The organism is Collinsella aerofaciens (assembly GCF_009876115.1).
GTDB classification, from domain to species: Bacteria; Actinomycetota; Coriobacteriia; order Coriobacteriales; family Coriobacteriaceae; genus Collinsella; species Collinsella aerofaciens_N.
In genome coordinates, this window is the sequence record NZ_WWSY01000013.1 from 41,045 (window position 1) to 51,825 (window position 10,781).

Here is a 10,781-nt window from a genome sequence, read left to right on the forward strand (position 1 = left end):
GACAGCGCAAGCGTTCTTGTGACGGCACCGTAGGACTTTGAAGGTGGCCGTTGTAAGGGCGCTTTTTGTTTAGGCGCCCTCACTCGGGCGCGCACAATGAAGGGAGAGCGTATGAAGAGCTTTATTGCCGAGGATTCATTCTGGGAGCTGTTTCCGCAGGCAGCGGTCGGTGTTGTGGTCGTGGAGGGCATGAAGCCCACGGCTCAGATTCCTCAAGAGGACGTGGATGCGATTGCGGCGTTGCTCGACCGCGCCAATATCGATGCGGAGCGTCATCTGACCAGCGACACTATCAGCGAGAACGCACCGGTCAAGGCATGGCGCGAGGCCTATCGTCTGTTCAAGACCAAGAAAGGCGCGCGCTGCTCGATCGAGAACTTGCTCAAACGCGTGCTCAAAGGCAAGCCGGTGGGCCACATTACGCCCGCGGTGGATATTTACAACACGGTGTCGCTGACCTACGCGCTGCCCGTGGGAGGCGAGGATCTGCATGCGATCGAGGGGGACCTTCGCCTGAAGGTGACCGACGGTGGCGATGCGTTCTTGCCGCTTGGCGAGGAGGCGGACGATCCGACGCTGCCCGGCGAGCTCGCCTACATCGACGATGCAGGCGCCGTGTGCCGCTGCTGGAACTGGCGCGACGGCGTTCGCACGGCGCTGTCCGATGATTCGGCCGACGCGTTCCTGGCGATTGAGTGCGTGGAGCCCGAGCGGATGGGGGATTGCCAGGCTGCGATCGATCGCTTAGCCGAGCTGCTTGAGCGCTATCTGGGAGCGACGGTTGTCATTAAGACGCTTGTGACCCGCGACAATCCTTGCGTGGAACTGTAGCGGCGCCTAGAACCTATTGATGCCCCAAACCACCACAAAGGTGCCTGTCCCCTTTGTGGTGGTTTTTATGTTGATGGGTTAACAAATGGGTCGCGTGGAGGCGGCAGTCGCTGAGTGCGGCTAAGATGTTTACCCGTTAGCATCATGCAAGCGAAAGGCGGTCGTCTCCCATGCAGCAGAACGACGAGACACGTTTTGAGGATTTTGTCGGACTGATTAGCGGGCTCTACAAGGAGATTCAGCGTATCAAGACGTCCGAGGGCGCAAGGCTGGGCCTCAAGGGCTCCGACGTTATGTGCCTGTACTACCTGGAGCGCAGCAAGGACGGCATGACCGGCGCCGACCTGGCTCGCGTGGCCGGCGTGACGCGCGCTGCCGTTTCGCGCACGTTGGCACACCTGGAAGAGGGCGGCTTTGTCGAGGTTGATGACTCGGGCGACGCTGCCGTCAAGTACCGCGCCCCGGTTCGCCTGACCACGCTGGGTGGCGAGAGCATGAACGAGGCCGACCGCATCATCCACGAAGTGCTCGACACCACCGGCAAGGCCATGGGCGTGGAGCAGCGCGAGCAGATGTATGCGTCGCTGCGTACGATTCTCAACACTCTGCGCGAGATCTAAGGCCGCCAAGGCATTTGCTTCCCATTAACAACTGCATCGTCCCGTTTGAGCGCGCATGCCGTGCCGGGGCATTGCTGTCTAAATTCCCTGCACGAGACCTGCGCAAGAAAGGATTTGTTATGTCCGTCCGTATTATTACCGATTCCGCAAGCGATATGTCGCCGGCGGAGCACCCCGCTCTGCGTGTTCTGCCGCTGTCCGTCACCTTTGGCACCGATGTGTATATGGATGGCGTCGACATCGATCACCAGCGCTTTTACGAGATGCTCGTGGAGCGCGATGAGCTGCCCAAGACCGGCCAGGTTAACCCGTACGCGTTTTCGCAGGCGATTGCCGAGGCGCGTGAGGCCGGCGACGAGGCAGTGATTATTACCGTGGGCGCCAAGCTTTCGGGCACCAATCAGAGTGCCCGTACCGCACTTGCCGAGGCGCCGGGCGGCGACGTGTTCGTGGTAGACAGCAATAACGTGACGCTTGGCGAGCGCGTGCTGGTCGAGTATGCCCTGCGCTTGGTGGACGAGGGCCGTAGTGCGGCCCAGATCGCGGCGGCCGTCGAGGCAGTCCGCGACCGTGTGGTCGTCATCGGCCTACTCGAGACGCTTGAGTACCTGGTGCGCGGCGGTCGTCTGTCTGCTGCGGCCGGCGCCGTGGGTACGCTGCTCAACGTAAAGCCCGTTGTGGCTGCCGAGGACGGACTGATCGTGCAGTTGGGCAAGGCGCGCGGTTCCAAGAACGGCCGCAACCTGCTGAACCAAAAGGTCGAAAAGGCAGGCGGCATCGACTTTTCCATGCCGCTGGCGCTGGGCTATACGGGCCTCTCGGATGCGGTGCTCAAGAAGTATATCGAGGACAGCGCGGCACTGTGGGCTGGCCACACCGAGGGCGAGCTGCCCGTCCACACCATCGGCGCCACCATCGGCACCCACGTAGGCCCCGGTGCCGTGGCCGTAGCCTTCTTCCAGCCAGCCAACTAGCTTTCCGATCAAAACCACCACAAAGGTGCCTGTGAACCTTTGTGGTGGTTTATGCTTTTCCGGGTGGAAGGGAGCGAGCGATGGCGTCTGAGGGCTTTTTTGAGCGGGTGTACGAGGTAGTCGAGCAGATTCCCGAGGGGATGGTCGCCACCTACGGTCAGGTGGCTCTGCTCGCCGGTCGCCCACGAAGCGCGCGCTATGTGGGCTATGCGCTGCATAGCAACCCGCGTCCTGGCCAAATTCCCTGTCATCGTGTGGTGTTTGCCGACGGCCGTATCTGTGAGGGCTTTGCCTTTGGCGGCCCCGATGCTCAGCGTGAACTCTTAATGGGGGAGGGCGTGACGTTTACCGATCCCATGCACGTCGATCTGAGCGCCTGTCGCTGGCCTGCCGGACTCTAACAGCTCTGCCGTGGCCAAAACCACCACAAAGGTGCCTGTCCCCATCGTGGTGGAACGCTGTCCCTATTTGGTAGGTTTACCGGGGCTAACTTATGGAGAAGGTGTGGCGGCGTATGTTGCCGTTAGAAAGTAAACCACGGTGAACTATATTGTATTCAGCAACGGAGCAGGCAATAGGCGATGAAAAAGCCTGCCCTGTTGAGTTTGATTCGCATTCCTCCCCTCTGTGCGATTCAACGGTGTACTTCGGGAACGGGCCCGCTGGCAACTGACTGCCAGCGGGCCCGTTCCTGTTTGTCGGGAGAGTGCAATGGGCAGAGCCGAACCGGTCAGGCAACAAAAAAGGCGGACGCCGTAGCGCCCGCCCTAAAGCAATCGAAAGTTCTAGCCAGCAGATCGGTCTAGTACACCATGCCCATGGCGTCCCGAACCTCAGCCAGGGTCTGCTCGGCAATCTCGTTGGCACGACGGTTGCCCTCGTGCAGCACGTCCTTCACATAGTCCAGATCGTTCTCATAGCGCTGGCGACGCTCTCGGATCGGCGCGAAGTACTCGTTGACGGCCTCGGTCACGTACTTCTTGAGCTGGCCGGAGCCGCCCATGCCAATCTCCTCGGCAATCTCGACCTCGGAACGGCCGGTGCAGATGGCGGCCGTCGAAAGCAGGCCGGACACGCCGGGGCGGTTCTCGGGGTCGAACGTGATCATGCGCTCGGAGTCGGTCTGGCTCTTCTTGATGCGCTTGGCCGTCTCCTCGGCGGTCATCGAGATGTTGATGGCGTTGCCGTAGCTCTTGCTCATCTTGCGGCCGTCCAGGCCGGGCAGCAGCGGGGTCTCGGACAGCAGTGCGTCGACCTCGGGGAATACCTTGCCGTAGCGGTTGTTAAAGCGGCGGGCGATGGTGCGGGTGAGCTCGATGTGCGGCAGCTGGTCGCGACCGACGGGCACCACGTTGCCCTTGCAGAACAGGATGTCGCAGGCCTGGTGCACCGGGTAGGTGAGCAGAAGGCCGGTGAGCTCGTGACCCGAGGCCTCCATCTCGGCCTTAACGGTGGGGTTGCGCGCTAGCTCGGCCTCGGACACCAGCGACAGGAACGGCAGCATGAGCTGGTTGGCGGCGGGCACGGCGGAGTGCGCGTAGATCATGGTCTTGTCGGGGTCGATACCGCAGGCAAGGTAATCCATGACCATGTTGTACACGTTGTCCTGGATGTGCTCGGTGGTGTCGCGGTCGGTGATGACCTGGTAGTCGGCGATGAGCACGTTGGTCTTGGCGCCCATGTTCTGCAACTCAACGCGGCCCTTGAGGGTGCCAAAGTAGTGGCCCAGGTGCAGACGGCCGGTGGGGCGGTCGCCGGTAAGCATGGTGAACTTCTCGGGCGTCTTGGCCAGGCCCTCGCGAATGGCGTTGCTCTTTTGCAGTGCGACTTCGTAGCTGTTCTCGTTTGGCATGATTGCTCCTAACGTATGTTCATGGGTCAAGATGATAACGCGTTTATTGGAGGGCCAGGGCGTAAGTACGCGAGGGGCGGGAGAGGGGCGGCTTGCGCGCTGGGTGCGGCGCGGCTGCGCTTGGCCAACGGTGCCTGGGCACATCCTCGGCAGCTTACCCTAGAGCTTGCGGTGGCGCTCTTCCTTACGTTCCTCGGCTGCCTGCTCCTCTTGCTTAAAAGCGGGGTCGTCGGGGGTTACCAGCTCGTCCTCGTGCGTGCGCTTGTTGTAATGGTGGCGCAGTACGGGCTCAAACAGGTGCAGGTGCTTGGCAAAGGCCGCGGAGCCAATGGCGAGCACGGTAAAGATGAGCACGCGCATGGGGACCTCGACTTGATTGATGGCGGCGGCGCCGGCCGAAAGCATAATGCACCACGCGTAGATGAGCAGTACGGCCTGCTTTTGGTTGTAGCCCTCTTGAATGAGGCGGTGGTGGATGTGGCCCTTGTCGGCCTGCCCAATGCTAATGTGGGCGCGCTTGCGGCGCACGATGGCGCTAAACGTGTCGATGATGGGCACGCCGGCCACGATGAGCGGGATGATGAGCGAGGTGAGCGCGGCGGTGCGGCTCACGTTGAGCAGCGAGATGGAGCCCAGCGCAAAGCCCAGCAGCAGTGAACCCGAGTCGCCCAAGAAGATACTCGCGGGGTTGAAGTTGTAGCGCAAAAAGGCCAAGCAGGCGCCAAACAACGCGATGGAGAGCGCGGCGGCATCGATGCGGCCCGAGAGAACGGCCATCGAGAACATCGTGAACGATGCGATGCCGCAGATACCCGTCGCCAGGCCGTCAAGGCCGTCGATGAGGTTGATGATATTGGTGAACGCCACCAGGTAGACTACGGTGATGGGGTAGGCGAGCCAGCCGAGCATAATCTCGCCGGGGGCAAACGGGTTGACGATGACGCCGATTTTTAGGCCGCCCACGCAGGCGATGAGCGCGGCGAGGACCTGGCCGGCCAGCTTTTGCTTGGGCTTGAGCTGGAAGACGTCGTCGATCGCGCCGGTCGCAAAGATGACGGTAAAAGAAAGCGCAAGTATGGGGTAGCTGATGTGCAGACGGGGGTGGGGCACCAAAACGGGCGGCCAACCCAGGTACCAGGTGCCTAGGATCTGCACGGTGCAGGCGACGACGAGGCCCAAAAAGACCGCCGTGCCGCCCATGCGCGGGATGGGCTTAGTGTTGATACGGCGCTTGGAAGGATAGTCGACGGCGTCGAGCTTGATTGCCAGGCGCTTGACCAGGGGCACCGCAAGGAAGGTCGTGATAAAAGCCGCGACCGCCACGCAAAGGTACGGTATGAAGCTCGTGGAGGAAGCCATGGATCGATAAACCGCCAAGCGTCGAAGGAAAAGGTCAAAGGATGCCATGCCGCAAAGGGTATAGCTGACCCATGATACTCGACCAAGGAGGGTGTGAAGAATTGCACGGGGCGATAATCACGCGCTTACCAGATATTCGAGTGATAGTGGGGCTCTGCCTGGTGCCTTTTGGGGATCTGGGCGGGATTTGCAATGGCGAGTTTCGGCAAAAGAAAACCACCCCCCACGTTACGAAAATGAACCCACCTAAAACAGGTGGGTGCCCTCATCGACTGTTCCAGCGTCCTTAACAACGAAGGATACCTGTACTAGGTACGACTGTGTGGGCTCCCTAAATAAACGCGACGGTTCACCCAGTTGCTCCGCGGGGGGCGGAATACCTACATCATAAAGCGGCACTTTGTGGATTCCAGTCTTGACATTACAAAAATCGTGTCGGACGATTACGGCGCCTTGGGCTCGAGCCGTCTGTGCGGTTGGTCCTTTTGCGCTTGAGCTGCTGAATCGTTGTTTTGGAGCATGTTTTTTATGCCGACGTCGTTGACCGAACTTTTTTCGCCCGCCTGCCATTTGTGTCCGCGCCGTTGCGGTGCGGCGCGCGGTGAGGGTGCGTCCGGCGTATGCGGTGCTAACGACACACTTAAGGTGGCCCGCGCGGCGCTTCATATGTGGGAGGAGCCGCCTATCTCGGGCGAGGCCGGCTCGGGCACGATCTTCTTTAGTGGCTGCTCGCTCAAATGCGTCTATTGCCAGAACCACGAGATCTCGACGGGCAATTTTGGACTTGAGATTTCGCCCGAGCGCTTGGTCGAGATTATGTTGGAGCTGCAGGACCAGGGTGCGAACAATATTAACTTGGTGACGGCGACACACTACGCGCACCTGTTGCCGGCCGCGATTGCCGCGGCACGGGCGCGCGGGCTGGTCATCCCAATCGTCTACAACACGAGCGGTTATGAGCGCGCGAGTGCCGTGGCTGCGCTCGGCGATCTGGTCGATGTGTGGCTTACCGACTTTAAATATGCCGATGCGGGGCTTGCGCAGTCGCTTTCCCACATTAAGGACTACCCGCGCGTGGCCGTGTCGGGCTTAGCGCAAATGGCACGCGAGATCGAGCGCCGCGGGGGAGAGCTGGTGGACGAGGACGGGCTCATGAAGCGCGGCATGATCGTGCGTCACCTGGTGCTGCCGGGGCATGCGGACGATTCGTGTCGCGTGCTGGACCTGGTGTGGCAGACGGTGGGCGATGTGCCGATCTCGGTCATGAACCAGTACACGCCCAATGCGCTCATGCGCGAGCAGGGCGGCGACCTGGCGCGTGCCGTGACGCGCGAGGAGTACGAGCGGGTGCTCGACCATGCCGACGACCTGGGCTTTACGACGATGTTCTGGCAAGAGGGCGGTGCGGTAGACGAGAGCTTCACCCCGGCGTTTGACACCACCGGTGTCCTCACCAGCGCAAAGTAGTACGCACGCGGATGATTTTTCTGGGACGGGGATTAAAAAATCATCGAGAGGATTGCCTGCTCGAAAATTAGTCAAAATGGCCCCGTCCCAAAAAGACTGGGTATTGGGCGTTGACAGTTGGCGAGCCGTAGGTAAAATATCAACTTGTCCTGGGGACGTAGCTCAGTTGGGAGAGCGCTGCCGTCGCATGGCAGAGGCCGAGGGTTCGACTCCCTTCGTCTCCACCCTTGGATTTGATAAGCCGCTGACATTGTGTCGGCGGCTTTTTTTAAAAAGAAAGGGCTGTACTATGGCCGAGCTTGAGTCCCAACCATTGTCTGACGAGGAGCGCGCCGAGTTGGAAAAGCTCCGCGCCGAGAAGGCCCGCCGCGAGGAGCAGGAAAAGGCTCGTCGCGAGCGTGAGGAGCTGGCCGCCCTGCGCGCCGAGCGTGCGAAGGCCGAGGAGGCCGCTGCCAAGGCCGCATCCGAGCCGGCGCCGACCGCGCCCAAATCTCAGCCTAAAAAAGCCGCTCGTCCCAAGCCCGCCGCCTCCAAGCCGAGCCGTGACGAGATGACGTTTGCCCAGCGCATGGTCACCTCTAAAGAGCCTGTGGACGAGGACGATATCCCCGGCATGCCGCCGGCTCAAAAGCTCATCATCGCGCTCGCCCTGATTGGGTTTATCGTCTTTATGGGCTACACGATCACGGGCAGCATGGGGCTGCACTAACCGAACCGCACCCGGCGCCCCGCTCGCGTATTCCGCCCTGTCCAACCCTCAACCTCTGTACAACGCATCCGAAAGGTCGCCCCATGGCTTTGACCGACATCTCGCATCCCACCGACATCGCAATGCTCACCGATCTGTACGAGCTCACTATGGCCCAGGGCCTGTGGGAGAGCGGCAAAGCCAATGAGCAAGGTTGTTTTACGGCGTTTTACCGTGACCATCCGTTTGGCAGCGCGTACGCCGTCATGTGTGGCACCGCCGAGCTTCCCGAGCTTGTCGAGAATCTGCGCTTTACGTCCGAGGACATCGAGTACCTAGCCTCGCTTCAGGCTCCCGCCGGCGGTGCGATGTTTAAGCCCGCATTCCTCGACTACCTGCGCAACTTCCGCGCGCACGTGAACATTGACGCCGTGCCCGAGGGCGAGCTTGTTTTTCCGCGCGAGCCCATGGTGCGCGTCACCGGTCCAGCGCTGGAGTGCCAGCTGCTCGAGACGGCGCTGCTCAACATCGTCGGCTTCCAGACGCTCGTCGCCACCAAGACGGCGCGCGTGGTGTTGGCGGCGGACGGCCGTCCCGTCGCCGAGTTTGGCCTGCGCCGCGCCCAGGGTCCCGATGGTGGTCTGGCCGTCGCCCGCGCAAGCTATGTGGCCGGCTGCTCGTCCACGTCTAACGTACTTGCCGGGCGCCGTTACGGCATCCCCGTCTTTGGCACGCACGCGCACAGCTGGGTGATGAGCTTTGACTCCGAGCTCGAGGCCTTCCGCGCCTTTGCCAAGTCGAGCCCCAAGAATTGCACGCTGCTCATCGACACCTATGATGTGCGCGAGGGCTGCGAGCACGCCATTACGGTTGCCAAGGAGATGGAGGCGGCGGGCGAGCGCTTGTCGGCTATTCGCATTGACTCGGGCGACCTGGCCAAGCTCTCCAAGTATGTCCGCGGTCGTTTCGATGCCGAGGGCCTGCCTTATGTGGGGATCTCGGTGTCCAACGACCTGGACGAGTACACGATTCAGTCGCTGCTCGACCAGGGCGCACCCATCGACAGCTTTGGCGTGGGCACCAAGCTCGCGACCTGCTACGATCAGCCGGCGCTGGGCGGCGTGTACAAGCTTTCCGCCCGTCGTGCGAGCGATGCGGACCCGTGGACGCCGGTGGTGAAGCTCTCCGAGCAGCCCTACAAGCGCACGATTCCGGGCGTGCAGCGTGTGCGCCGCTATTACGATGGCTTTGGCGGCCCGGTCTGTGACATGATCTATGACGAGGACCATCTGGCGGGGGAGGGCGCCGCGCGTGGCAATACCCTCGTGGCCGTGAACGATGCTGCCCTGGTAACCGATGTGTCGGAGCTTGAGTATCGCGAGCTGCTGGTGCCGATCGTGCGCGATGGCAGTGCGGTGACTCCGCGTGAGAGCATCGAGGATGCGCGCGAGCGCTGTGCTTGGGCACTCGACCATCTGGACGCGGCTTTTAAGCGCTTCCTGTATCCGCAGACCTACGTGGTGGGTATGGAACAGGGCCTGGCCCAGGTGCGCGACGAGCTCGTGCGCAAGAACATGGCCGCGGCATCGGCTTTCCCCTGGGCAAAATGATCTGCATGCGACGGAGGAAAGCGGATTATATTCTCGCTCACCCGTTCGCTCGCTCAGCATTCGATTGGTTTGACGTATGACGACTTCTTATAAGACGATGGTGGTTAAGATCGGTTCGTCCACGGTGGTGGGCGCCGATGGCAAGGTCAACCGCGCCTTTATCGGCGGGCTTGCCGATCAGGCTGCTGTCCTGCGCAAGCTCGGCTGGCGTCTGGTCGTGGTGAGTTCGGGCGCCATCGCCTGTGGCTATCCCGTGCTGGGCTTCGACCGCAAGCCGGTTGGTGACCTGCCGAGCCTGCAGGCCTGCGCCTCGGCCGGTCAGTGCATCATCTCGTCGGCCTACGACGAGGAGTTCCATGCACGTGATCTGCTCACCTCGCTCGTGCTGCTCACACGTCACGACACGGCGCGTCGCACGTCCTATCTGCACGCGCGCGACGCCCTGCTGCGTCTGGTGGAGCTGGGCGTGGTGCCGGTCGTCAACGAGAACGACACCGTTACCGTCGACGAGATCAAGTTCGGCGACAACGACACGCTGGCGGCGCTTGTGAGCTGCCTGGTTTCCGCCGACCTGTGCGTGACGCTGTCCGACATCGACGGCCTCTACACCGCCAATCCGCACGAGGACCCGACGGCCGAGTTTGTCCCGGTCGTGCATAAGATCGATGCCAAGATCATCGCCTCGGCGGGCGATTCTTCGACCTCGGTGGGTACGGGCGGCATGATCACCAAGATTCGCGCGAGCCGCATTTTGATGACGGCTGGCATTCAGAGCGTGATTTGCTCGGGCGAGGAGCCCGATGCGCTCGTGCGCCTCGCCCGCGGCGAGAGCGTGGGCACGCTGTTCGATCCGCCGGCTGAGCGTCTGGACATTGCGCCCCGCAAGCTGTGGATCGCGCTGGGCGACAAGGCCCACGGCTCGGTGACGGTTGATGACGGTGCCGCGAAAGCGCTGGTCGGCCACGGGTCGTCCCTGCTTGCGGTGGGTATTCGTGAGGTCGATGGCGAGTTTGCCGAGGGTGACGTGCTCGATGTGTGCGACCCGAGCGGTATGGTCGTCGCCCGTGGTATCGCCGAGGCCGATTCGGACGTGTTGGAGCTTGCTGCCGGCCGCCGCCAGGACCAAATCGCCAGCAACCGCCTGCTGGCAGACCTGGCCGAAAAGCCCGCGATCCACAGGGACAATCTAATCGTCTTTGCATAAAGAAAGACAGTGCTGCGGATCGTTTTCCCGCAGCACTGTCTTTCTTTATCTCGTGCCGGCACTTGGGGACGTTCCTTTTAATATGAGCAGGACATTGTCAAGAGGCAAAATCGGGCCTGGCCCCAACGATATGGGGTCAGGCCCTCTCCCTATATCAACCCGTCCGCGGCGACCTC

At 61.7% G+C, this 10,781-nt stretch carries 10 protein-coding genes and 1 tRNA gene; 9 read left to right on the forward strand and 2 right to left on the reverse strand.

Translation table 11 applies throughout. The annotated features are described in order from the left end of the window. Window positions 1–111: 111 nt before the first annotated feature. From GT571_RS07495 to GT571_RS07510, 4 genes are all read left to right on the forward strand, one after another. Window positions 112–831: a B3/B4 domain-containing protein gene (locus GT571_RS07495; protein WP_138374922.1), complete on the forward strand. Its 720-nt coding sequence runs from the start codon at window positions 112–114 to the stop codon at window positions 829–831. 170 nt (window positions 832–1,001) lie between these two features. Then, the gene (locus tag GT571_RS07500; protein ID WP_161156410.1) at window positions 1,002–1,451 is read left to right on the forward strand and encodes a MarR family winged helix-turn-helix transcriptional regulator; all 450 of its coding nucleotides are present in this window, start codon (window positions 1,002–1,004) and stop codon (window positions 1,449–1,451) included. A 119-nt stretch (window positions 1,452–1,570) separates the two neighbouring features. Continuing rightward, the gene (locus tag GT571_RS07505) at window positions 1,571–2,425 is read left to right on the forward strand and encodes a DegV family protein (protein WP_161156412.1); all 855 of its coding nucleotides are present in this window, start codon (window positions 1,571–1,573) and stop codon (window positions 2,423–2,425) included. Between the two features lie 80 nt (window positions 2,426–2,505). Then, complete coding sequence (locus GT571_RS07510; protein ID WP_161156414.1) at window positions 2,506–2,826, forward strand: MGMT family protein; 321 nt, start codon at window positions 2,506–2,508, stop codon at window positions 2,824–2,826. Window positions 2,827–3,227: 401 nt separating this feature from the next. Here GT571_RS07510 and trpS read toward each other — a convergent pair whose 3' ends face one another. Then, window positions 3,228–4,277: a tryptophan--tRNA ligase gene (gene trpS / locus GT571_RS07515; RefSeq protein WP_118079659.1), complete on the reverse strand. Its 1,050-nt coding sequence runs from the start codon at window positions 4,275–4,277 to the stop codon at window positions 3,228–3,230. 159 nt (window positions 4,278–4,436) lie between these two features. Next, a complete protein-coding gene (locus tag GT571_RS07520; RefSeq protein WP_161156416.1) occupies window positions 4,437–5,636 on the reverse strand; it encodes a glycosyltransferase family 4 protein in 1,200 nt (399 codons plus the stop codon). 528 nt (window positions 5,637–6,164) lie between these two features. Here GT571_RS07520 and GT571_RS07525 point away from each other — a divergent pair. The 5 genes from GT571_RS07525 (at window position 6,165) to proB (ending at window position 10,605) form a co-directional block, all read left to right on the forward strand. After that, window positions 6,165–7,103: a radical SAM protein gene (locus tag GT571_RS07525; protein ID WP_161156418.1), complete on the forward strand. Its 939-nt coding sequence runs from the start codon at window positions 6,165–6,167 to the stop codon at window positions 7,101–7,103. Between the two features lie 151 nt (window positions 7,104–7,254). Then, window positions 7,255–7,327, forward strand: a tRNA-Ala gene (locus GT571_RS07530). 65 nt (window positions 7,328–7,392) lie between these two features. Further along, entirely contained in the window at window positions 7,393–7,812 is a 420-nt protein-coding gene (locus GT571_RS07535) for a hypothetical protein (protein ID WP_161156420.1), read from the forward strand. 83 nt (window positions 7,813–7,895) lie between these two features. Continuing rightward, window positions 7,896–9,401: a nicotinate phosphoribosyltransferase gene (locus GT571_RS07540; RefSeq protein ID WP_161156422.1), complete on the forward strand. Its 1,506-nt coding sequence runs from the start codon at window positions 7,896–7,898 to the stop codon at window positions 9,399–9,401. Between the two features lie 76 nt (window positions 9,402–9,477). After that, complete coding sequence (gene proB / locus GT571_RS07545) at window positions 9,478–10,605, forward strand: glutamate 5-kinase (RefSeq protein ID WP_161156424.1); 1,128 nt, start codon at window positions 9,478–9,480, stop codon at window positions 10,603–10,605. Window positions 10,606–10,781: the final 176 nt, after the last annotated feature.

Bases quoted from the DNA above. Each gene is read 5' to 3' on its own strand.
- GT571_RS07510 (WP_161156414.1), top strand. From the start codon at position 2,506: ATGGCGTCTGAGGGCTTTTTTGAGCGGGTGTACGAGGTAGTCGAGCAG.
- GT571_RS07505 (WP_161156412.1), top strand. From the start codon at position 1,571: ATGTCCGTCCGTATTATTACCGATTCCGCAAGCGATATGTCGCCGGCG.
- GT571_RS07520 (WP_161156416.1), bottom strand. From the start codon at position 5,636: ATGGCTTCCTCCACGAGCTTCATACCGTACCTTTGCGTGGCGGTCGCG.
- trpS (WP_118079659.1), bottom strand. From the start codon at position 4,277: ATGCCAAACGAGAACAGCTACGAAGTCGCACTGCAAAAGAGCAACGCC.
- GT571_RS07535 (WP_161156420.1), top strand. From the start codon at position 7,393: ATGGCCGAGCTTGAGTCCCAACCATTGTCTGACGAGGAGCGCGCCGAG.
- GT571_RS07495 (WP_138374922.1), top strand. From the start codon at position 112: ATGAAGAGCTTTATTGCCGAGGATTCATTCTGGGAGCTGTTTCCGCAG.
- proB (WP_161156424.1), top strand. From the start codon at position 9,478: ATGACGACTTCTTATAAGACGATGGTGGTTAAGATCGGTTCGTCCACG.
- GT571_RS07500 (WP_161156410.1), top strand. From the start codon at position 1,002: ATGCAGCAGAACGACGAGACACGTTTTGAGGATTTTGTCGGACTGATT.
- GT571_RS07540 (WP_161156422.1), top strand. From the start codon at position 7,896: ATGGCTTTGACCGACATCTCGCATCCCACCGACATCGCAATGCTCACC.
- GT571_RS07525 (WP_161156418.1), top strand. From the start codon at position 6,165: ATGCCGACGTCGTTGACCGAACTTTTTTCGCCCGCCTGCCATTTGTGT.